Here is a 21,740-nt window from a genome sequence, read left to right as displayed (position 1 = left end):
GCGCTCCATACTGCTGTTCTGAAACACTCTAACTGTTGCGGCCCGCGGCCGGGCGCCATCTAACTCGCCGCAACGCATAAGAGTCCGAGGAAAGCGCCTTCAGATGACCGAAGCCGTCAACACCGACGCGCCGGCCCCCACCACCACCCCTGCCGCGCCCGCGACGTTCTCCGCGGGCTACACGCGCTACGTCATGTGGCTGCTGCTCGGCATCTACATCGTCAACTTCCTCGATCGGCAGGTGATCAACATCCTGGCCGAGCCCATCAAGAACGAACTGCACCTCGCCGACTGGCAGCTCGGCCTGATGAGCGGCCTGGCGTTCGCGGTCTTCTACACCGTGCTGGGCATCCCCATCGCGCGGCTCGCCGAGCGAAAGAACCGTGCCTACATCATCGGCAGCGCCGTCGCGGTCTGGAGCGGGTTCACCGCGCTCTGCGCCACGGCCACCAACTTCGCGCAGCTCATCTTCTACCGGATCGGCGTGGGCGTCGGCGAAGCCGGCTGCACGCCGCCCGCCCACTCGCTCATCGTCGACTACGTGGCCAAGGAGAAGCGCGCCTCGGCCCTCGCCTTCTACTCCATGGGGACGCCGATCGGCGGCCTCATCGGCCTCGTCATGGGCGGCCTCGTCGCCGACGCCTACGGCTGGCGCGCCGCCTTCCTGATCGCCGGCGCCCCGGGCCTGATCTTCGCCGCCCTCGCCTTCTTCACGCTGAAGGAGCCGCGCCGGCTCATGGCGCAGCACGCCGCCCAGGTCTCGGCGGCGTCGGCCACCTTCGGCCAGACCATGGCCTACCTGGGCAAGCGGCCGACCTTCTGGTTCATCGCCTTCGCCGCCGCGATCAAGGCCTTCATCGGCTACGGCCACGCGCCCTTCACCGCGTCGTTCTTCCTGCGCAACCACACCGCCGAGGTGGCCGCCCTGGCCGACGGCTTCGGGCTCAAGTCCGTGGGCTTCCTCGGCCTCGCGCTCGGCCTCATCAGCGGGATTTCCGGCGCCATCGGCAGCTATGTGGGCGGCATGATCGCCGACAAGTTCGGCAAAAACGACCTGCGCGCCTACATGGTCGCGCCCGCCATCGCCAGCCTGATCACCATCCCGGTCTACATCTTCGCGGTGACCGTGGACTCCGCGGTGATCGGCCTGCTCACCCTCGCCATCAACGGCTTCCTCGGCACCCTCTGGTACGGCCCGGTCTACGGCACCGGCCAGTCCGTCGTGCCGCCGCACATGCGCGCCACCGCGGCCGCCATCCTGCTCTTCACGATCAACCTGATCGGCCTGGGCCTGGGCCCGCTGGGCGTGGGCCTCCTCTCCGACTACTTCAACAAGGGCCTGGGCATGGGCCCGGCCGAGGGCGTCCGCTGGGCGCTGATCGCCTCGGCCACCATCGGCGTCATCGCCTTCGTCTGCTTCTGGATGGCCCGCCGCACGATCCGCGAGGACACCGTCAGCTAGGGGAGAACCTCGCGGATGATGCTCCCCCTCTGGGGGAGCTCGCGAAGCGAGAGGGCGCGACCGGGCCTCAGAACCAGGCGTAGAGCGAGGCGAAGCCTCGCCAGTCCTTGTCGCCCTCTTCGAAGGGCGTGCGCGTCAGCGGCCGCGCCGCCTCGACCCGCACGGTGAAGCGCCCGCGCAGCGTCACGCGCATGCCCGCGCCTGCGGAGGAGAACGCCGCGGACCGGCCGCCGAAGGGCGTCCGGTGATTCCACACCTTGGCCCCGTCCACGAAGGCGTAGGTCTGGAAGAAGCTGACCGCGGATTTCTCCGGGGCGAAGCCGTAGCGCAGCTCCGCCAGCCCCGCGAGGCCGCTGTCGCCCGAGATCTCGGCGTAGTTGTAGGCCCGTCCGTAAGGCAGGCCGCCCGGCGCGAACTCCTCCGAGAGCAGCAGCCGGTCGGGGCTCCACTGCCCGTCGGCGGCGAGGTAGAGGCCCGCGCGCCGGCCGATGTCGCGGTAATGGCTCGCGCCCACGTTCAGCTTCCAGAACGACCCATCGGCGTCGAACCTGGAGTTGTCGCGGCTTGGCCTGACGGTGGCGCCGAGGATCTCCAGTCCGTGGGACGTCTGCGCGAAGACGCTGGTCGAGCTCGCGCCCGTGCCGCGATCGCCCTGCAGCGAGGCGCGGACCACCCGCAGGTCGTCCGAGTAGCGGCCGCCGTTGCGGTAGGCCTGCTCCACGTGCCGGCCGTCGAGGGTGACGGCGGCCCAGAGCGATTCGCGTCGGCCGCGCACCAGGGGATGGGCGAGCCGCAGGCTCGCCGCCTGGCTCTCGGTGCCGACGTTGTTGTTCAGCGGCGTCGAGCCCTGCCGCGACCGCGAGGCCGAGAACGCCCCGCGCAGGCGGGAGCCGGCCGGCAGGGCCACGCCGTAGGACAGCTCGCCCTGCACGAACTCGCCGGGGTCGTCCGGCACGGTGAGCACCGACAGCGCCAGCTGGTCGCCCGGGCGCGCCAGGCTGTTGCGGGCGAGCCGGCCGGTGGCCTGCACGGGTCCGACGGAATCCGTGCCGCGATTGTCGAGATAGACGCTGCCGCTCCACTTCCGCAGGCCCGCCGCGACCACCAGCCTGTGGCGCGCCGGATCGTCGATGACGGGCTCGATCCGGGAACGCGGCTGCACGCCCGGCAGGTCCGACGCCAGCGTGAGGCGCCGCTCGAGGTCGGTCAGGCGCAGCGGCCGCCGCTCGGTCAGGCCGGACAGCAGCGCCTCGAGAGCCGGCGCGGCGTCGCCGCTCACCTCCACGTCGCCGATGTAGCCTTCGTAGACACGAAGCCGCGCGTGGCCGCCGGGGCCCTGCGGCGGCACCACGGCGCGGGTGAGGAAGTAGCCGTCGGCGCGATACTTGTCGGTGATCGCCTGGGCGATCTTCACCAGGTCCTCGGTGGTGACCTCGCGGGCCAGGTAATCATCGTAGAGCGGCGCGAGGTCCTTCAGCGGGTAGGCGGTGACGCCATCGACGGTGAGGCCCGTGAGCACGAAGCGGCCGCCGGCGGGGGCGGCGCCCGGCCCCGTCGTGGCGGGCTCAGGCCCTGCAGCGCCCAGCGAGACCGCCAAGAGCGCCAGAGCGACCGTCCGTAGAGGGGGGGAAAGACGATGTCGCACTTTGGGGGGGATGACTTCTGAGAATGAATGCAGCGTAATTACACTAGGCAGGTATGAATAAACCGCGCCTTAACGAAGAATAGAAACCAACGATATTAGCGGTCGATTCAGTTCAATCGTTTAGTCAGCGGCAATCTACACCGGGCCCTTCGGCCAGGGGGAACATGCCATGACCTTCACACGCACTGCTCTCGCGGCTTCGTTTACGGCGTTCGTGACGTTCGGCTTCAATGCGGCGCAGGCCGCGGACTGGAAGCTCGTGGAGGTGACTGGCGTCGTTCGCGTGGCGGCGCCCGGCAAGGCGCCCATCCAGGCCGCCGCCAACCAGGTGCTGCCGGTGGGCAGCATCGTCACCACCGCTGCAGGCGGACGCGCGGCGCTCTTCAACGGCGCCCAGCGGATCACGCTGGCCCCGAACAGCCGCATGACCGTCGCGCCCGAGTCCAACGCGGGCATGACGCGGGTCATGCAGGACCTGGGTTCCATCCTGTTCCAGGTGGACAAGAAGCCCTCGCAGCACTTCCGCGTGGAAACGCCGCTGCTGGCCGCCGTGGTGAAGGGCACCACCTTCACCGTCAACGTGGAGATCGGCGTCCACTCGGTGCACGTGGCCGAGGGGCTCGTCGAGGTGCGCGCGAACCAGGGCGGCGCGTCCCGCGACGTGGGCGCAGGCGCCACCGGCAGCATCGCGCGGGAGACGCCGGCGGACCTGAAGGTCGAGACGCCCCGCGCCTCGCTCGACGATGCGCCGCCGGTCCAGGTGGCCGCGCTGGATTACAGCGTCGTTTCGGGCGGCCTCGTGGAGGGCCCGGGCGCCCCCGCGGGCGTGACGCCGGCGTTCACCGGCGCGACCTCGCCGCCCGCCCAGGCCGGCGCGTCCAGGGAATCCGCGGCCTCGGCCTCCGTCCGTACGGAATCCGCTGCGAGCAGCGACGCGAGGTCTTTCCAGGTCGCCGACAGCGGCGGAGCGCCGGGCGGCGGAGCGGCGCAGGTCGACGGTCCGAGCGCGGGTACCGGCGGCGGAAGCGCCGGGGCCGAGAACGGGTCAGCCGGCGGCGGCGCGAACCCGGGTCCGGGCAACGGCGGGCCTGCGAACGGCGGCGGCAGTGACACTGGCAACGCCGGCGGCAACGGAAACGGAAACTCCGGCGGCAGCAACGCCGGTGGCAATGGCAATGGCGGCGGCGGGGACAACGGCAACGCCGGCGGCAACGGAAACGGCAATTCCGGCGGCAGCAACGCCGGTGGCAACGGCAACGGCGGCGGCGGTGACAACGGCAACGCCGGAGGCAACGGAAACGGCAATTCCGGCGGCAGCAACGCCGGCGGCAATAGCAACGGCGGCGGCGGTGACAACGGCAACGCCGGCGGCAACGGAAACGGAAACTCCGGCGGCAGCAACGCCGGTGGCAACGGCAACGGCGCCTCAGGCGGCAGCAACGCCGGTGGCAACGGCAATGGCGCCGGCGGTGACACTGGCAACGCCGGCGGCAACGGAAACGGCAACGACGGCGGCAATGGCAATGGCGGCGGCAATGCTGGCGGCGGTGACAACGGCAACGCCGGCGCTGGTAACGGCAACGGCAACGGCAACGCCGGAGGCGGTGACAGCGGCAATGCGGGTGGCAACGCCGGCGCCGGCGCCGGCAATGCGGGAGGCGGCGACAGCGGCGGCAACGGCAACGCTGGCGCTGGCAACGGCAACGGCAACGCCGGCAACGGCAACGCAGGCGCTGGCGACGGCAACGCCGGGGGCAACGGCAACGCCGGCGGCAACGGCAATGGCAACGGCAACGGCAACGGCGGGAACGGCAAGTCTTGACGGCGACGTCCGCCCAGCCTGAGCGGCCTACGCTCGCCGCACGTCTCCGGACCGCGGCGGGCGTTCTGCTCATCACCATCGCCGTCGGCCTGCTGTACGGCCTGGGCGCGCTGCGGCCCCTGGACGACGGCCTCGCCCAGCTGCGGTTTCGACTTCTTCAGCGTCCGGCCAGCGACACGCTCACGGTGGTGGAGATCGACGTCGACAGCCTGCGGGCCGCCGGCGCCTGGCCCTGGAGCCGCGAGCGCTTCGCCCGCGCCATCGACAACCTCACGGGCGCCGGCGCTCAGGTGGTGGGTCTCGACGTCGACTTCAGCGCCCGCTCGACGCCCGAGGCGGACGCCGCTTTCGCGGCGGCGATCGCGCGACGGCCGGGTCAGGTGGTCCTGCCCACCTTCGTCCAGACGACGGGCCGCGGCGACGCGCGGCGCGAGGCCCAGGCGGAACCCATCCGGGATCTGGCCGAGCAGGCCGTGCTGGCCAGCGTCAATGTCCCGGTGGACAGCGACGGGCGCGTGCGCCGGTATCGCAACGCCTTCGGCGCGGGCGGCGAGGAACGGGCCGCCATGGCGTCCACCCTCGCCGGGCGCCCCCCGGGCGGCGGCGCGTTCCTGATCGACTACGGCATCCGCGTTGGCGAGATCGATCATCTGTCCTTCGAGGCGGTCTATTCCGGCCGCTTCGATCCGGCCCTGGTGCGCGGGCGGAACGTGCTGATCGGCGCCACGGCCCTCGAGCTCGGCGACGAGTTCGCCACCCCCATGCGGGGCGTCCTGCAGGGCGTCTACATCCACGCTCTGGCCTACGAGAGCCTGCATGCGGGACGGGCGCTGCGCGAACTGTCCCTGCCCCTGGTGGTGGCCCTCGCCGGGCTCGCCGCCTATGTGCTGCGGCCACGGGGACGGCGTGACTACGCGCGCACGCTCCGCCGTCAGGCGCTGGTGTCCGCCGCCGCGATCGGGGGTCCGATGGCGCTGCAGGCCTGGGCGCCCATCAGCGTCGAGACCGCCCCGGTCCTCGTCGCGCAGGCCTGTTGCCTGATCTGGGTGGTGCGCGAGGAGCTCCAGCGGCGCGCCCGCGCCGTGGTGGAACAGCGCGAGGCCCATCTGGTCCAGCTCGCCGATCACATGCGGGAGAGCCGCGACAGCATCCGGGCCGCCCACGACGAGCTCAAGGTCGTCAACCAGGCGCTCGACCAGGCCCTCAAGGCCCGCACCGACTTCCTGGCCATGACCAGCCACGAGATCCGCACGCCGCTCAACGGCATCATGGGCATGACGCAGGTCATCCTGGCCGACCGCGGGCTGCCCGAGCCGGTCCGCGAGAAGGTGCGCCTGGTCCACACCAGCGGCGAAACCATGCTGGCGCTGGTCGACGACCTGCTGGACGTGGCCAAGATGGAGAGCGGCGCCCTCACCATCTCGCCCGTGCAGATGGACCTGCACCGGCTCTTCGACGAGACCGCCCGCCTCTGGACGGACCGGGCGGAGAGCAAGGGCCTGATGCTCGTCGCCCGTCGGGATGGCGTCCCCGACCTCGTCACCGAGGACACGGGCCGCCTGCGCCAGATCCTGTTCAACCTGCTGGCCAACGCCATCAAGTTCACGGACGCCGGCCACGTGGCGCTCACCGCCCGCGTGGAAGCCGGGTCCGACGGCGAGATCCTCGCGCTCGAGGTGTCGGACACCGGCATCGGCATTCCGCGCGACAAGCTCGAGGAGATCTTCGAGGCCTTCTCCCAGGTCGACGACAGCACGACGCGCAAGTACGGCGGCACGGGCCTGGGCCTCGCCATCTGCCGGCGGCTTTCCCGCGCCATGGGCGGCGACCTGACCGTGGAGAGCGAACTGGGCGCAGGCTCGCGGTTCACCGTCCGGCTGCCGCTCCGCCGCGTCCACGCCGAGACCGCCGCGCCCGTGGGCGAGAGCCTCGCGGCGGCGGCCCTCCTGCTCGTCGAGGGCAATCCGCTCGCCCAGGGCCTGATGCGCGCCGCGCTGGGCTCCGAGGTCGCGGCGCTCGAGATGGCCGCGACGCTGGACGAGGCCCGGGCCGCCCTGGCCGTGCGCCGCTTCGACATCGTGCTCGTGGAAGGCAAGGCCCTGGCTGCGACGGACTCCCCGGCCGCCGACGCCCTGCCCAGCCTCGTCGACGCGTCGGCCGGCGCCCGCGTCGCCGTGCTGTGGGCCGGCTCGCCCGACGACGCCGGATCGCTCGAAGCCGCCGGAGCCGATATCGTCGTGCAGAAGCCCGTCGGCGCCGCCGACCTGGCCGCCGCGCTCAAGGGCCTCTGCGGCGCGGCTTCGGCGCCGGCCGAGACGCCGGCCGTCGCCGTCAACGACGCTTAGACTTTTGTAACCGCTCCGGAACTAGTGTGGCATGCGCCCACCTCAAGGGCGGGAGGCTGCAACGTGCGGGTGCTCTTCGTCGACGACAACGCGATGAACCGTGAGGTCGTCAAGGGCATGCTCCTGGCGGCCGAAGTGCCCATGGTCGAAGCCGAGAACGCTCTCATGGGCCTGGACCTCATCGAGACCGACCAGTTCGACCTCGTGCTCATGGACCTCCGGATGCCCGGGATGGACGGCCTCGCCGCCATCCGCGCGATCCGGGCCCGGGGCGACGAGAAGGCGGACGTTCCGATCGTGGTGGTCACCGCCGACAACGGCCACGACATCCGCGCCCAGGCCCTCGCGGCGGGCGCCGACGACCTGCTTCACAAGCCGGTGCAGATGCAGGCGCTGTTCGACGCCATCGGCCGCGCCCTGACGCGGGACGGCAGCGCGAGCGCCATGCTCGCCTGATCGGCGGCGTTCTCTGGAAGCCGCCGTCCGGCGCCGCTAGTTTCAGGCGATGTTCGACGTCCATGTCGCGTACAAGGCGCGCCTGACCCCACGCGCGATCGCCGTGTCCCTGCCCAGCGGGGCGGTCAGCTACGCCGACCTCGACGCCGACGTGAACCGCTTCGCGGCGGCGATGGTGGACCTGGGGCTGGGTCGACGCGAGATGGTCGTCTCGCTGCGCTTCGACAGCGCCTACCTCAGGCTGCTGGCGCTGCTGGCGTTCGCGCGGCTCGGCGTGCCCACATCGCCGCCCGGCGATCCCCGGGCCATGGTCCGCCTCGTCGACGGTCCCGACGACCATCCCGGACCTGTCCGGCTGCGTCTCGATAAGGCGCAGGTGGAGGACATCCTCGCCGCCGAACCGCGTCCACCGCCGCCGCTCGACCTGCCGCTGGACGGCGTGGGGCGCATCCTGCTGTCTTCCGGCACCACCGGCGCGCCGCGCCGCATCGCCTTCTCGTGGCGTCGCATCGACCGGGTGCTGCGCTCGATGCTGACCACCTACGCGGCCGGCGGCTTCCGCGCCTTCGTGCCCTGGACCGGCGTGGATTCCGCCATGGGCCTCGCCAACGTCATCGCCGCCTGGGCCACCGGCGGCCAGGCCGCGCTGGGTTTCCCCACCGACGCCTTGCCCGGCTGGCTCGAGGAACTGCCCCCCACGCTCGTCGGGCTCACGCCCATCCAGCTTCGCCACCTGCTGGACGCGCTGCCGCCCGGCTTCCGGCCGCGGGCCGACCATCGGCTGATCGTCGCCGGCTCGCTCCTGCCCACGGCCCTGGCGCAGGAGGCGCGCCTGCGCCTCACGCCGGACATCCACATCATCTACGGCTCCACCGAGACCGGCCTCATCGCCCACGCCCACGCCGCCGACCTTCCCGCCCACCCCGGGCTCGTGGGGTTCATCCCCCCCGGCACGCGCGTGCGGCTCGTCGGCGACGACGGCGCGGACGCCCGGGCCGGGGCCGTGATGGTGTCCGGCGAGCGCGTGGCGGACGGTTACGTCGACGACCCCGCCGCCACCGCCGAGCGCTTCCAGGACGGCTGGTTCGACACGGGCGACCTGGGGCGTTTCACCGACGACGGGCGCCTGATCCTCGAAGGCCGCGCGGACGAGCGCCTCAACCTCGGCGGCCGCAAGTTCATGCCCGCGGTGCTGGAGAACGCGGCGCTGGCCTGCGAGGGGGTTCTCGACGCCGCCTGCTTCGCCGTGCCCGACGCCAGGGGCCTGGACCAGGCCTGGCTCGCCGTGGTGGCCGCGCCGGGCTTCGACCGCGAGCGCCTGGCGCCGCATCTGGCGGCCTATCCGGACATGCCGCCGCCCCGCTTCGCCTGGATCGACGAGATCCCCCGCAACGACATGGGCAAGACGGACCGCACGCGCCTGCGCGAAGCGGTCCTTTCGGCCCTGGCCGGCGCGCCGTAGGGTCCCGCGCATGTTCGACGCCTACGTCCGCGACTACGCCCGCTGGACCCCGCGCGCGCCCGCGGTGATCATCCCCGGCCGCGCCGTGACCTACGCCGAGTTCGACGCCGACATCGACCGCTGCGGCGCCGCCCTGGGCGAGCTCGACGTCACGCCGGAGGTCGGCGTCGTGTCGGTGCTGGTCGACCACCCCTACCTGCTGCTCGTGGTGCTCTGTGCGCTGTCACGGTTGGGCGTCGCCTCCTCGCCCCACAACGACGACGCCGCCGACCTTCGCCTGACCGACGCCGGAGGCGCCGCGCCGCAGCCGCCCGCGCGGTTCCTGACCCGCGCCTGGCAGGCGGCGATGTTCGCCCGCGAGCCTGTCCCGCTGCCCGAACTGGCGCGCGATCCCGACGGCCTCGGCCGCGTCATGCTCTCGTCGGGCACCACGCGCAGTCCCCGCCGGGTCGGCCTCTCCTGGCGCAACCTCGAACTGCGCAACCTCGCCACCCTTCGCGTCTACAGCCCGGGCCGCGCCGGGACATGGATCCCGCTCGTCGGCGTCGACGCCATGATGGGCCTTTCGCTGGCCATGGGCGCCTGGAGCCTGGGCGCCGCGCTCACCGGCGGCCTGCCGATCCGCGACCTCCCCGGCTGGCTCGAGGCCCTGCCGCCCGGCGTGATCGCGCTCACCCCGATGCAGCTGCGCCAGTTGCTGGCCGTCCTCCCGGACGGCTTCCAGCCGCAGGCCGGCTGGCGCGTGCTCTGCACCGGCTCGCTGCTGCCCGGCGCGCTCGCCCGCGAGGCCCGCACGCGCCTCTCGCCCGACCTTCGCGTGGTCTACGGCGCGACCGAAGCCGGCCTGTCGGCCATCACGCACGCCGCCGACCTCGACCGCCATCCCGGCGCCATCGGCTTTCCCGTGGCGGGAGGCCGCGTCTCCATCGTGGACGACGACGGCGTGCCGGTCCCGGACGGCCATTCGGGCCACATCCGCATCGCGGGCGATCGTATCGTGGACGGCTACCTCGGCGACCCGGCCGCCACCGCCGAACGCTTCCGTGACGGCGGCTTCCTCACCGGCGACATCGGTCACCGCCTTCCCGACGGTCGCCTCGTGCTCGAGGGCCGGGCCGACGACCGCATGAACCTGGGCGGGCGCAAGTTCATGCCGGCGCTGCTCGAGGAGGCCGCCCTGGAATGCCCCGGCGTCCTCGACGCCGCCTGCTTCGCCGTGCCCGACGACAAGGGCTTCGACAAGGCCTGGCTCGCCGTGGTCGCCGCGCCGGGCTTCGACCGCGACAGCCTGGCCGCCCACCTCGCGCGCCGGCCCGGCCTGCCCGCCCCCGGCTACGCCTGGACCGAGGAGATCCCGCGCAACGCCATGGGCAAGATCGATCGCGCCCAGCTCCGCGCCGCGGTCCAGGGGGTCCTGGCCCAGGGCCGGCCGCCCGCCTGACGGCCCGCTGCCCCGGGTCCCGCACCCCTCATCGCAGCCATCACGTTTTCTCATCCTGCGCGCCGTTGCCGACGGGCGGCCCGGCGCCAACGTCAAGCTCCGGCCCGGGCCCCTCTGGCGACCGGATCCGGTCGTGATGTCGGGCCGCTTCACGCGGGGCCTCGACGTGCGCCCCGTCAGGAAAACGGAGGACGCCATGACCACCAAGTTCAACCCCTGGAGCCTGACCAGCGCGTGGCTGCTGGCCGCGAGCCTCATCGCCGTCTGGGTGTGGCCCAAGTTCATCGGCCTGGAGATCCACCCCATCTTCGGCTGGGCCGAGGCCCGTTCGGGCGTCGGCTGGCTCGAGCCGAACGGCCGCTACGCCGTGGGCGTGCTGGCCGGCGCCCTGGCCGTGATGCTCTTGATCCGGCGCACGCGGCTCGTCGCCGGCTGGGCCGCGCTCGGCCTCTCGCTCGTCTTCACGCTGCTGCACCTGACGCCCTGGCTGGGGATCAACATCCCCGACTACGGCCCGCTCATGGAGTCGCTCGCCGCCGGCCGCTCGGTGGCCGAGATCGAGGCGCTGGGCCTGAAGGGCGACCGCGGCGCCCACTTCACCTTCGCCATCATCAACGCCGGCCTCGCCGCCATGGTGGTGGGCGCCGAGATGGTGAAGCCCGCCGCCGGCCGTCGCCAGCGCGAGTACACGCCCATGCAGCTCGGCGCCTCGTAGCGCCCCCGGCCCCCAGGCCGGCGCCGCCGCCCTCAGCGGTCCCCCCGCGCTCCGCGGCGCCGGCCCGTCCCCCTCCCACCCCCACGGGAGGGGGACACCCGGGCCTCCGAACGACCCCTGGCGCGGCGCCGGTCGCCCAGCTCCGCCCGAGGGCCGCCCCAGCGCCGCCAGGGCGCTTCCGGCGAACCGCCGCCGTCCCCTTCCCTCCCCACGTCGCCACAGCGTAGCCTCGCTGCAGACTGGGGACTCCGCACATGCCCATCCGCGCCACCCTCGCCGCCGTCCTCGCGCTCGCCCTCGCCGCACCCGCCGCCGCCGAGCCACGCGCCCGCGACCTCGGCGTGCCCTTCGACGGCGTCCCCGGCCCGCTGAACGCCATCACCGACGTCGCCGGCGTGGAGGTGGGGATGAAGACACTGATCGCCGGCGAGGGCGCGCTCGCCCGCGGCAAGGGCCCTGTACGCACCGGCGTCACGGCCATTCACCCGCGCGGCAAGGCCGACGGGCGGGCTGTGTTCGCGGGGTTCTTCGCGGGCAACGGCAACGGCGACATGACGGGCACGCATTGGGTCGACGAGAGCGGCGTGCTGGAGACGCCGATCCTGATCACGGGCACCGGCAGCGTGGGCGTTGTGCGCGACGCCGCCTTCCAATGGCTGGCCGACCACCGCGAGGGCCTCTTCTGGTACCCGGTTGTGGGAGAGACGGCCGACGTGCCCTTGCACGACATGGCCGGCCGCCATGTGACGGCGAAGGACGCAGTCGACGCCCTCGACGGCGCGCGCGCGGGCACCGTGCCCGAAGGCAACGTCGGCGGCGGCGTGGGCATGGTCTGCAACGGCTTCAAGGGCGGCACGGGCACGGCCTCGCGGCGCCTGCCGGCGGAGATGGGCGGCTACACCGTGGGCGTGCTCGTCCAGTGCAACTACGGCTCGGCGCGGGCCTTGCGGATCGCCGGCGTGCCGGTCGCCCGGGAAATGAAACTGCAGCCGCACTGCGTGGCGAAGCTGACCTCGCCGCCGCAGCAGATCTTCGGCCAGACCGCCGCCATCTGCGATCCCTCGCGCCTGGCGATCGCCGACCTGCCCGACCAGGAGCACCGCGGCTCGATCATCATCGTCATCGCCACCGACGCCCCGCTCACGCCCGAGCAGCTCAAGCGCGTGGCGCGCCGCGGCTCGGTGGGGCTGGGCCGGCTCGGGACCTACGAGGCCGACGGCTCGGGCGACATCTTCATCGCGTTCTCCACCGCCAATCCTGGCGCCGACGACGGCAACTGGGCCTCAGACGCCAGCAAGCCCGCCTCGGTCGCGCGCCTGCGGAGCGCCGCGCTCAACCCCGTGCTGGAGGCGACCGTGCAGGGCGTCGAGGAGGCCGTGGTCAACTCCATGGTGGCCGCCCGCACCATGACGGGCGCCGACTACTGGACCGTCTCGGCGCTCCCTCACGACCAGCTGCAGCAGGTGCTGCGCGCCCACGGTCTGCTTGTGACGCCGCAGAGGTAGCGTGCCCGCGCCGCGAGAAGCTCGCCGCAAGGAGCCGTTGCGGTATTCTGCCGGCCGGAGCGAACGTCGGAGCGCCCCATGCCCGCCCTGTGGATGAGCCTCGCGATGCTGGCGGCGCCGGCCGCCGCGCCACCGCCGCTGATGGGGCCTCGCGAGTTCCAGGCCCTGCCGTTCAAGCCCGCCGACGTTCGCATCGCTTACGGCGAAAGCCCGAGCCACTTCGGCGAGCTACGGGTCCCCGCCGGGCCCGGCCCGCATCCGGTGGTCGTGCTGATCCACGGCGGGTGCTTCCGGGCCGACTACGCCCGGTTGGCCGAGCTCGGTCCGATGGCCGATGCGCTGAAGGCCGACGGCGTCGCCACATGGAACATCGAGTACCGGCGGCTGGGCGAGCCTGGCGCCGGGTGGCCGGGCACGTACCAGGACGTCGGCCGCGGCGTCGATCATCTGCGCAGGATCGCCGCGGAACGCCGGCTCGACCTCTCACGCGTGGTGATCGTCGGGCACTCCGCCGGCGGGCACCTCGCCATTTGGGCGGCCTCGCGCGCCGGCCTGCCCGCCTCCAGCGAGATCGCCACGCCCGGCGCGCTGAAGCCACGGGGCGTTGTCGATCTGGCCGGACTGCCGGACCTGAGGGAGAATGTGGCCCCCTATGAGGCGCTCTGCGGGCGGCTGGTGATCCGTGAAATGCTGGGCGGCGACCCGACGGCCCGTCGGGACCAGGGACGGGACGCCGCCGCGGGCGAACGGCTTCCCCTGGGTGTCGCCCAGGTCATCGTGCTGGGCGAGCACGAGGACTTCGTGCCGCGGCCGGTCGCCGAGGCCTACATCGCGAAGGCGCGGGCGGCCGGCGATGACGCGAGCCTCGTCGTCGTCCCCGCCGCCGGCCATTTCGAGATCGCCGCCCCTACGCCCCAGGCCTGGCCCCAGGTTCGCGCGGCCATCCTCCGGCTCCCGGGGGCGCTGAACCTAGCCCTTGGCGGCGGGGCGGGCCGGCGCTGCGGCCTGAGCCTGGCGGGCCGGCGCGGCGGGCGCCTTGGCCTGGCCGGTGGGCGCGGGCCGCGTCTTGAAGCGGCCTTTCATCTTGGCCACCCAGCCGGCGAACACCTCGTTGTCGGCCGAGACGCGTCCGAAGTCGGCCACGGACAGGCGCCCGCTGGGCACGCCCGACAGGGCGATCCTCAGCGCCTCGGGGTTGTTCGCCTTCTCGTAGAAGCCCTGGTAGCGGCTCTCGAGCCGCGCAAGCGCGCCCTCGTCCCCGGCCAGGCTGTAGGCGACGCCCGCGCGCAGCAGCCGGCCTTCCTCCTCCGAGCTGAGCGGCGTGGCGGTCTTCCAGCGATCGCCGAGGCTCTTCTCGAACAGCGGCGCGGCGACGGCCCAGTTCTTCTGCTTCCAGGTGATCTCGGCGCGCAGGTCCTGCGCCTCGCGGCCGGAGTCGCGCTCGATGATCTCCAGGGCGCTGTCGAAGCGGCCGAGCGCCGTCCACGCCCGGGCCTCGACCAAGCGGCGCTCCGCGTTCAGCGCCGTCGGCAGCACCGTCGTCCGCGAGGCGTTGATCGCCTCCAGCGCCGCCTCGGGCTTGCGGTCCATGAGGTAGATGACCGCCAGGTCGGTGGAGACCTGGGCCTTGGCCACGCCGTCTAGGCGCTCGGTGGCCTGGTACTTCAGGAGATCGGCCGCCTGCGGCAGCAGGTCGACGTCGACGAGCCGGCGCACGATCTTGCGCACCATCAGGTCGCCGTCCGCGCCCAGCGGCGCCAGCTCCTTGAAGTCGAAGAACAGCGCCAGCGCCTGCGTGGGCTCCAGGCCGTCGGCCAGGCCGTCCAGGAAGAGGCTCCGGAAGGCCGTGTTGAGGTCCGCCTGCAGCTGCAGCGCCTCGGGCAGGTCCGGCATGCGCACGCCCGCCGACCGCAGCGCCTCCAGCGCCTCGCGATACCGCCCCTGGCCCAGATAGAGCTGCCCGAGCGCGCGGATGGTCTCCAGCTCGGTTCCGTCGCCGCGCCAGCGATAGCGCAGGCCGTCGAAGACGTTGGCCGCCTGGGCCGCGTTGATCTGGCCGAGCTCGAGCCGGATCTGCGTCGCCCGCAGCTCCGCGGGCGCCGAAATGGAGTCGATCGGCGCCGTGGCGATAGCGGCGAAGATCTTCAGCGCCCTGGCCTTGGAGCCCTGGAGCTCGATGACCCGCGCCTGGATGAGCCGGGCCCGCAGCTGCTCCTCGGGGTCGACCTTCTCCTCCAGCGCCATGCGCACGCGCAGATCGGCCGCCGCCAGGTCGCCCTGGGCCAGGGCCGCCTGCGCATCGGCGCGGGCGAAGCGCGCCTTCCAGAGCGGCGGAACCAGGCCGTAGGCCTCGACGCCCTTGGCGAAGAAGCCCCGCGCCTCGGCGTAGTGCGCGAGCTGGGTGTTGACGTAGCTGCGCCACAGGGCGGCCGAGGGGTCGTCGGCGAGGCTCGGCGCGGAGAAATCGGTGTCCGCCTCGGCGTAGCGCCGGGCCAGGGTGCGGGCGATGCCGCGCAGGCCGCGGAACTCCGGGTCGTCGAGCATCTCGGGATGCTCGCGGGCCAGGTTGTTGAGCAGGCCGATCGCCTCGTAGCTCAGCTCGGATCCGACCAGGAAGCGCGCCAGGGCCATGCGGGCGCCGACGGGCGCCGAACGGTCCTTGTTCGCCGACTCGGCCGTCGCCGCGGCGAACAGGGCGTCGTACCGGCGCAGGAAGCCGCCCTCGCCGGTCTTGGCCCAGTCGGGATTGACCAGCGCCGGCATGATCGCCGGCTGCGGCGCGCCCAGGCGCAGGTCCTCCTTGTCGCGCGACGCCCAGGCCGGCGACAGCGTCAGGCCCTCGCCCCGGCTGATCCGGACGATCTCGCCCTCGCGCGCCACGGTCAGGTCGTCCGCCAGCGACTCGATGGCGAGGCCCTGGATCGAGGGCAGCAGGGCCGCCTCGACGAAGTCGCGGCGGCTGGGAACACCCTTCGGCGGGCCGAGCGCCGTGACCACCTTGAGGGTGTCGCCCACCACCGGATCGGGCAGGTTGATCACGCGCGTGGCCCCGGCGACGGGCGCCTTGAGGGCCGCCGGGCCGCCCGCGGGGTCGCGCGCTATGCGCACGATGGACGGTTGCGCCTGCGAGCCCGGTCCCAGCGCGATCGTCCAGGTGGGACCGACGGACGAGACGAACACCGGGGCGTCGGCGTCGGCCTCGATCCGCAGCGCCGCGTGATCGGCGCCCTTGAACGCCTGCACGCCGCGCAGCGGCCGCACGCCCTGCGGCGCGGCCGAGACGTCGAGGGTGGCCGGGGCGTCGAAGACGACCCAGATCGCGTCGCCGCGGCGGAAGACGGCGGCGCCGGCGGGGTTGGCCCAGGTGAACGACAGCTGCGCCTGCCCGTTGGCCACGTTCGCCGCCATCCTGACGACGCCGCCCGGGGGGAGCGGATCGGGCCGGGGCGGCTCGGCCTCGGCGACGGCGACCGGTTCGGCCTCGGGGGCCTCGGCCGGCTCGGGCTCGGCCTTCTCGAACACGTTGACGTAGGTGGCGCCGTCGGCCTGGCCGACCTTGGCGTCGGCGTTGTCGGCGAGGGTCAGGACCAGCTGGACACCTCCGCCGGTCCGGGTGCGGGTCGCCGACTTGATCCACTTGGGCGGCGAGGTCAGCAGACGCGCCACGTCGGGATCGCCCGGCATCGACAGCGTGAGGGTCTGCCCTTCGCGCCGGGCAGCGACCCGGCCGCCGATCTCGAGCCGGGTGAAGGTCTCCGCCTGCGCCACGCGCACGACCGGGCCGCCACGCTGGGTGGCGGCCTTGACCGCGGGTGCGGCGACCCCGGCGGGCGCGGCGACGCTGGCGATGCAGGCCGCGGCGACCCCGGATCGGAGGGCCTTCTTCAGCGTCATCGCCTATCCGGTCTTGGCCGCGGGCTCGGCCGCGGGCGCGGTCGGCGGCGCCGCCGCCGGGGCCGACGCAGCGGGGGTCTTCGCGGCGGCCTGCTGGGCCGGCGGGGCGCGCGGCGCCCTCGGCGCCGGCTTGGCGGCGGCCTGGCGCTTCGGCGCGGCCTTGGGCTCGGGCGCGGTCGGGTCGACGCTGGCCTTCGCGGGCGCGGCCTGGGCCTGGGCTGCGGCGGCGCTCGCCCTCGCGGCCGCGGCCTGGGCGTCCGAGTAGCGGCGGGCCAGGGCCTCGGTGAGCTTCTTGGCCTCGGCGGCCGGCATCTGCGCCACGATCGCAGAGAGCGCGCGCTCCTTCATCTTGGCGGCGATCGGAATACGGACGCTGTCGTCCAGCGCCGCCAGCCGGGGCGCGGCGTCCTTCGCCTTCATGCCCTCGAACACCTTCACCAGGCGGTCGATCTCGGCCTGCTCCTTGGCGTTGGACTGGTTGAGAAGTCCGTTCACCTCGGACTTCAGGCCGTTGAGCGCCTTGATCTTCGCGTCCAGCTTGGCCTCGGCGGCCGCCATCAGGGCGAGCTGGGTGTTGAGGTCGTTCTCGCGCGCGTCGAGCGCGCCGCGGCGGGCGCCAAGGCTCTGCAGCACCTGCAGCTCGGCCGGCGACAGCCCGGCCTGCTTCGCCAGCTCGGCGGCGGTGGGCGCGCACACCGGCTTGGGCGTGATCGACGCCGCCGGCAGGCCCGCGGAGGCCGCGTCCTTGGCGGCCTCGGGCTTCTCGCCCGCCTTGTCCTTGGCGTCGGGCTTGGCGTCCTTGCCGGCCTTCTCACCACCCTTGGCGGCCTCCTCGGCCCAGGCCTGCGCGCCGGAGACGAGGCTCGGCAGGTCGCGCGCGCCGGCCAGGGCGTTCACGGCCAGGACGCCGCCGATGGCGACGCCCACGAGCGGAAGGATGCGCGGAACGGACTTCAACGGCGGACTCCGGCCAGGCGGTCGAGGGCGAGCGGCGCGTCCTCGAACAGGTCATCGTCGATGCTGGGCTGCACGCGGCGGCCCGGCAGGGGCGCACGGCCGACCAGGGGTTCGGCGTCCAGGTCCGGCCTCGTCTGGGCGGCTTCCTGCGCGGCCAGCCTCTGGCGGGCCATGGTCAGCAGCGACTGCAGCCGATCCTCGCTGGCGGCGGCGCGCGGCGGCGGCGCGACGGCGGGCATGGCGCGGACGCTCCGCTCCGGCGTCGCCGAGGCCCGCGGCAGCTCGGGCGCGGCCGAGACCAGCTTCTCGAGCTTCTGGGCGAGCGCCCGGCCCTTTTCGATGCGGTCGGACAGGATGTCGGTGGCCTCGTCGGTGGCCGCGCGCAGGTCCGCGAGTCCCTGCTCCGCGCGGACCGCCGCGAGGTTCAGTTCCCGGACCGCGGCCTCGAAGCCTTCGTGGCTGTCCCGCAGCGCCTTGAGCCTGCGGTTCAGCCGCAGGCCCACAGCCATGGCGGCGATCAGCAGGCCGGCGAGAAGCAGGTTCATGCCGATGGCGATCAGGCTCATTGCGACCTCGTGACGGCTTGCTTGGCGGCTGGGGAAAGCGGCGCTTCGACGCGCACGGCGATGTGGGCGTTGCGGCGGCCCATCCGGCCGCGGGTGAGCGGGATCTGGCCGGCCCGCAGCTCGATCAGGCTGTCGGGCGTGGCGTTCAGCATCAGGGTGTCGCCGACCTTCAGCTCCAGCACCTTCTTGAGGCTGATCTGCTGCTCGTCGAGGACGGCGCGCACGTCCATCTGGGTCGTCCAGAGCTCGGTGGCGAGGTGGCTTTCCCAGATGTTGTCGCGGCCGAACTTCTCGCCCATGAACTGCTGGAGCAGCATCTTCCGGATGGGCTCGAGCGTGGCGTACGGCAGGAGGAGCTCGATGCGCCCCCCGCGGTCCTCCATGTCGATCCGCAACTTCACCAGGATGGCGGCGTTGGCCGGCCGGGCGATGGCGGCGAAGCGCGGGTTGGTTTCCAGCCGGTCCAGGGTGAAGTGCACGGGCGTCAGGGGCTCGAACGCCTCCTTGGCGTCGGCCAGCACCACCTCGACCATCCGCTGGACGAGCACGCGCTCGATGGTGGTGTACGGCCGCCCCTCGATCCGCATCGCCGCCGTGCCCCGGCGGCCGCCGAGCAGCACGTCGACGATGGAGTAGATCAGGTTCGAGTCGACCGTCAGCAGGCCGTAGTTGTTCAGCTCCTCGGCGCGGAACACCGACAGGATGGCCGGCAGCGGGATCGAGTTCAGGTAGTCGCCGAACCGGATCGAGGAGATGTTGTCGAGGCTGACCTCGACGTTGTCGGACGTGAAGTTGCGCAGGCTGGTGGTCATCAACCGCACGAGGCGGTCGAAGACGATCTCCAGCATCGGCAGGCGCTCGTAGCTGACCAGCGCCGAGTTGATGATGGCGCGGATGCCCGTCCGCTCGGCGATCTCGTCCTCGGAGAGGTCGAAGCCCAGCAGGCTGTCGATCTCGTCCTGGTTGAGGATGCGCTCGGCCGCCTGGCCCTCGTCGGTCTGGGCCGCGGACCAGTCCGGCTCGGCGCTCGCCGGGGCGCCCTCTTCGGTCGGTGTCTCGTTCTCTTCCGCCATGGCTCTCGGACGCAACAGGCGCGGGACGCGCGCTAGTTGATCAGCATCTCCTCGATGAGCACCGCATTGGCCCGCGACGGGGCGATGGCCAGGTTCACGCGGCGCAGGATCTCCATGCGCAGCTGGTAGCTGCCCTGGGATCCCGAGAGATCCTCCGGACGCAGCTCGCGCAGGAAGGTCTGGAACATGTCCTGGAGCCGGGGCATCGCCGGATCCAGCTCCTCGACGGCGCCCTCGTCGGGCAGCTCGAGCGTGAGCTTCAGCTTCAGGAAGGTGGGCTTGCCGTCGGCGGTCTGCATGTTCACGACCACGTCCGGCAGGGTGTAGAAGACGACGCCGTCAGGGCCTTCGCGGACCACGGCCGCGCCCTTCTCGCCTTCCTTGCCCTTCTCGTCCTTCTTCTTGTCCTTCTTTTCCTTCTTCTCCTTGCCCTTCTCGGCGTGGGCCTCGTCCGGCTTGGGCTTCAGGAAGATGAAGGCGGCCGTCCCGCCGCCCCCGAGGACGACGAGCGCCGCCGCGCCCGCGATGATGAGCATCTTGAGCGGGAGTTTCTTCTTGGCGGGGGCCTCGCCCTCCGCGCCTTCGGCGGCCTCCGGGGCTTCGCCCTCGGCCTCCTTCGGCTTCTTCTCCTTCTTCGCCACGCGTGCGCCCCCGTTGTCGGCGCGACCAGCAATGGCCCCGTTTAGTTAAGAAGCAGTTTTTAACAGGTCTTAACGGGCGCGAATCCTGCCCGGCAGAATCCGCCGCTCGGCCGCCGTTAACTTTCTTAGCTGTTGTTTTTTCGCGGCTTTTCAGTTGGCCCGAAGCTTGCACGCCAAACCGGCGAAACGTCGCACGCTTTCGGGGTCCTGATGGACAACGCCATCTACATCGGTCTCTCGCGCCAGATGCTCCTGCGTCGGGAGATGGACATCATCGCCAACAACATCGCCAACGTGGACACCACGGGGTTCAAGGTCGAGTCGCTGCTGCACAAGACCACCCCCGCCCCGCCGGCGATGACCCAGGGCGGCCCGCGGCCCATCAAGTTCGTCTCCGCCGACGGCGTGGCGCGCAACTTCGGCCAGGGCGCGCTGACCAAGACCGGCGGCGAGCTCGACATGGCCATCGAGGGCCAGGGCTTCTTCCAGGTGCAGACGCCGAACGGCCCGCGCTTCACCCGCGACGGCCGCTTCACGACCGACACCAACGGCCGGCTGGTCACCCAGGCGGGCTATCCCGTGGCGGACGAGAGCGGCGGCGAGATCGTGATCGATCCCGAGAAGGGGCAGGTCTCCATCGGCGCCGACGGATCGATGAGCCAGGGCGCCGAGCGCGTCGGCAAGGTGGGCATGTTCAAGTTCGCCAACGCCGGGGCGCTCGAGAAGGCCGGCGACAACCTCTACCGCAACGCCTCCAACCTCCAGCCCGAGCCGGCCGCCGACGTGGCGAAGCTGCGGCAGGGCCACCTGGAAGGCTCCAACGTCAAACCGGTCCTGGAGATCACCCGCATGGTCGAGGTGAGCCGGGCCTACGAAAGCACAGCCCGGATGATGGACTCTCAGGGCGACCTCACCCGTCGCGCGGTCGATCGCCTCGGCAAGCTGCAGTGAAGGACTGAAGACTGATGCAAGCGCTCCGCACCGCGGCCACCGGCATGGCCGCCCAGCAGATGAACGTCGAGGTCATCTCGAACAACATCGCCAACATGAACACGGTGGCGTTCAAGCGTCAGCGCGCCGAGTTCCAGGACCTGCTCTACCAGACCTTCGAGGCGGCCGGGACGCAGTCCTCCGACCAGGGCACGATCGTGCCGACCGGGGTCCAGGTGGGCGCGGGCGTGAAGGCGGGCGCGGTCTACCGCGTGGGCACCCAGGGCTCGCTGACCCGCACGGACAACCAGTACGACCTCGCGATCGACGGCCGCGGCTACTTCCAGGTGCTGCTGCCCTCCGGCGAGACCGCGTACACGCGGGCCGGCAACTTCTCGGTCAACGACCAGGGCCAGCTCGTCACCCAGGACGGCTACCAGGTGCAGCCGGCCATCGCGATCCCGAGCGACGCGGTGTCGGTGACCATCTCGGCGACCGGCCAGGTGCAGGTGCAGCAGGCGGGCCAGACCACGCCCAGCATCGTCGGCGTCATGGAGCTCGCCACCTTCGTCAACGACGGCGGGCTGCAGGCGCTGGGCGGCAACCTCTACAAGGAGACGGCGGCCTCGGGCGCGCCGACCACCGGCACGGCCGGTTCCACGGGCATCGGGACCCTGGTGCAGGGCTATACGGAAGCCTCCAACGTCGACGCGGTGGCCGAGATCACCGCCCTGATCGTCGCCCAGCGCGCCTACGAGATGAACTCGAAGGTCATCTCGACGGCCGACAACATGCTGGCCACGGCCAACCAGGTGAAGGCGTAAGC

At 72.3% G+C, this 21,740-nt stretch carries 16 protein-coding genes and 1 pseudogene; 11 read left to right on the top strand and 6 right to left on the bottom strand.

Translation table 11 applies throughout. The features are described from left to right. Positions 1-103: 103 nt before the first annotated feature. On the top strand, positions 104-1,462 hold the full coding sequence (locus tag JNK30_RS04795) for an MFS transporter (protein ID WP_293480696.1): 1,359 nt from the start codon (positions 104-106) through the stop codon (positions 1,460-1,462). Positions 1,463-1,529: 67 nt separating this feature from the next. On the opposite strand, the gene JNK30_RS04790 is transcribed toward JNK30_RS04795, so the two are convergent. Further along, positions 1,530-3,059, bottom strand: coding sequence for a ShlB/FhaC/HecB family hemolysin secretion/activation protein (locus JNK30_RS04790; RefSeq protein ID WP_293480694.1), 1,530 nt, complete (start codon positions 3,057-3,059; stop codon positions 1,530-1,532). A 217-nt stretch (positions 3,060-3,276) separates the two neighbouring features. On the opposite strand from JNK30_RS04790, the gene JNK30_RS04785 reads away from it, so the two are divergent. From JNK30_RS04785 to JNK30_RS22970, 8 genes and pseudogenes are all read left to right on the top strand, one after another. Beyond that, positions 3,277-4,929 carry a FecR family protein gene (locus tag JNK30_RS04785; RefSeq protein WP_293480692.1) on the top strand — a complete coding sequence of 551 codons (1,653 nt, stop codon included), beginning with the start codon at positions 3,277-3,279 and terminating at the stop codon, positions 4,927-4,929. After that, complete coding sequence (locus JNK30_RS04780) at positions 4,926-7,274, top strand: CHASE2 domain-containing protein (protein ID WP_293480690.1); 2,349 nt, start codon at positions 4,926-4,928, stop codon at positions 7,272-7,274. Before JNK30_RS04785 ends, JNK30_RS04780 begins: the two co-directional genes overlap by 4 nt. A gap of 63 nt (positions 7,275-7,337) precedes the next feature. Next, positions 7,338-7,730 carry a response regulator gene (locus JNK30_RS04775; protein ID WP_293480688.1) on the top strand — a complete coding sequence of 131 codons (393 nt, stop codon included), beginning with the start codon at positions 7,338-7,340 and terminating at the stop codon, positions 7,728-7,730. A 49-nt stretch (positions 7,731-7,779) separates the two neighbouring features. Next, entirely contained in the window at positions 7,780-9,192 is a 1,413-nt protein-coding gene (locus JNK30_RS04770) for a class I adenylate-forming enzyme family protein (protein WP_293480686.1), read from the top strand. A gap of 10 nt (positions 9,193-9,202) precedes the next feature. After that, positions 9,203-10,633: a class I adenylate-forming enzyme family protein gene (locus JNK30_RS04765; RefSeq protein WP_293480684.1), complete on the top strand. Its 1,431-nt coding sequence runs from the start codon at positions 9,203-9,205 to the stop codon at positions 10,631-10,633. Between the two features lie 196 nt (positions 10,634-10,829). After that, positions 10,830-11,348: a hypothetical protein gene (locus tag JNK30_RS04760; protein ID WP_293480682.1), complete on the top strand. Its 519-nt coding sequence runs from the start codon at positions 10,830-10,832 to the stop codon at positions 11,346-11,348. Between the two features lie 254 nt (positions 11,349-11,602). Then, positions 11,603-12,853, top strand: a complete 1,251-nt coding sequence (locus tag JNK30_RS04755; protein WP_293480680.1) for a P1 family peptidase — start codon at positions 11,603-11,605, stop codon at positions 12,851-12,853. Between the two features lie 78 nt (positions 12,854-12,931). Next, positions 12,932-13,687, top strand: a pseudogene (locus tag JNK30_RS22970) (alpha/beta hydrolase); the annotation flags it as partial. Between the two features lie 135 nt (positions 13,688-13,822). On the opposite strand, the gene JNK30_RS04740 reads toward JNK30_RS22970, so the two are convergent. From JNK30_RS04740 to JNK30_RS04720, 5 genes are read right to left on the bottom strand one after another with little or no spacing between them, the layout of a single operon-like run. After that, positions 13,823-16,747, bottom strand: coding sequence for an endoglucanase (locus JNK30_RS04740; protein ID WP_293480674.1), 2,925 nt, complete (start codon positions 16,745-16,747; stop codon positions 13,823-13,825). 3 nt (positions 16,748-16,750) lie between these two features. Beyond that, the gene (locus JNK30_RS04735; protein ID WP_293480672.1) at positions 16,751-17,704 is read right to left on the bottom strand and encodes a hypothetical protein; all 954 of its coding nucleotides are present in this window, start codon (positions 17,702-17,704) and stop codon (positions 16,751-16,753) included. Continuing rightward, positions 17,701-18,270 carry a DUF6468 domain-containing protein gene (locus JNK30_RS04730; RefSeq protein WP_293480670.1) on the bottom strand — a complete coding sequence of 190 codons (570 nt, stop codon included), beginning with the start codon at positions 18,268-18,270 and terminating at the stop codon, positions 17,701-17,703. The genes JNK30_RS04735 and JNK30_RS04730 overlap by 4 nt, the downstream gene beginning before the upstream one ends. Further along, positions 18,267-19,343 carry a flagellar motor switch protein FliM gene (gene fliM, locus JNK30_RS04725; protein WP_293480668.1) on the bottom strand — a complete coding sequence of 359 codons (1,077 nt, stop codon included), beginning with the start codon at positions 19,341-19,343 and terminating at the stop codon, positions 18,267-18,269. Before fliM ends, JNK30_RS04730 begins: the two co-directional genes overlap by 4 nt. Before the next feature lie 32 nt (positions 19,344-19,375). Beyond that, positions 19,376-19,984, bottom strand: coding sequence for a flagellar basal body-associated FliL family protein (locus tag JNK30_RS04720; RefSeq protein WP_293480666.1), 609 nt, complete (start codon positions 19,982-19,984; stop codon positions 19,376-19,378). Between the two features lie 210 nt (positions 19,985-20,194). On the opposite strand from JNK30_RS04720, the gene flgF reads away from it, so the two are divergent. Next, on the top strand, positions 20,195-20,935 hold the full coding sequence (gene flgF / locus JNK30_RS04715; RefSeq protein WP_293480664.1) for a flagellar basal-body rod protein FlgF: 741 nt from the start codon (positions 20,195-20,197) through the stop codon (positions 20,933-20,935). 14 nt (positions 20,936-20,949) lie between these two features. After that, positions 20,950-21,738 (top strand): flagellar basal-body rod protein FlgG, encoded by a 789-nt coding sequence (gene flgG, locus JNK30_RS04710; RefSeq protein WP_293480662.1) that lies wholly within the window; start codon positions 20,950-20,952, stop codon positions 21,736-21,738. Positions 21,739-21,740 lie beyond the last annotated feature (2 nt).

This window comes from Phenylobacterium sp., assembly GCF_016793225.1.
Taxonomy (GTDB): domain Bacteria; phylum Pseudomonadota; class Alphaproteobacteria; order Caulobacterales; family Caulobacteraceae; genus Phenylobacterium.
The sequence above is the reverse complement of the archived record's forward strand: the minus strand, read 5'-3'. Positions and strand labels throughout refer to the sequence as shown.

Excerpts from the sequence above, each read along its gene's own strand:
- flgG (WP_293480662.1), top strand. The coding sequence starts at position 20,950 with ATGCAAGCGCTCCGCACCGCGGCCACCGGCATGGCCGCCCAGCAGATG.
- JNK30_RS04760 (WP_293480682.1), top strand. The coding sequence starts at position 10,830 with ATGACCACCAAGTTCAACCCCTGGAGCCTGACCAGCGCGTGGCTGCTG.
- JNK30_RS04740 (WP_293480674.1), bottom strand. The coding sequence starts at position 16,747 with ATGACGCTGAAGAAGGCCCTCCGATCCGGGGTCGCCGCGGCCTGCATC.
- fliM (WP_293480668.1), bottom strand. The coding sequence starts at position 19,343 with ATGGCGGAAGAGAACGAGACACCGACCGAAGAGGGCGCCCCGGCGAGC.
- JNK30_RS04755 (WP_293480680.1), top strand. The coding sequence starts at position 11,603 with ATGCCCATCCGCGCCACCCTCGCCGCCGTCCTCGCGCTCGCCCTCGCC.
- JNK30_RS04765 (WP_293480684.1), top strand. The coding sequence starts at position 9,203 with ATGTTCGACGCCTACGTCCGCGACTACGCCCGCTGGACCCCGCGCGCG.
- JNK30_RS04770 (WP_293480686.1), top strand. The coding sequence starts at position 7,780 with ATGTTCGACGTCCATGTCGCGTACAAGGCGCGCCTGACCCCACGCGCG.
- JNK30_RS04785 (WP_293480692.1), top strand. The coding sequence starts at position 3,277 with ATGACCTTCACACGCACTGCTCTCGCGGCTTCGTTTACGGCGTTCGTG.
- flgF (WP_293480664.1), top strand. The coding sequence starts at position 20,195 with ATGGACAACGCCATCTACATCGGTCTCTCGCGCCAGATGCTCCTGCGT.
- JNK30_RS04795 (WP_293480696.1), top strand. The coding sequence starts at position 104 with ATGACCGAAGCCGTCAACACCGACGCGCCGGCCCCCACCACCACCCCT.
- JNK30_RS04730 (WP_293480670.1), bottom strand. The coding sequence starts at position 18,270 with ATGAGCCTGATCGCCATCGGCATGAACCTGCTTCTCGCCGGCCTGCTG.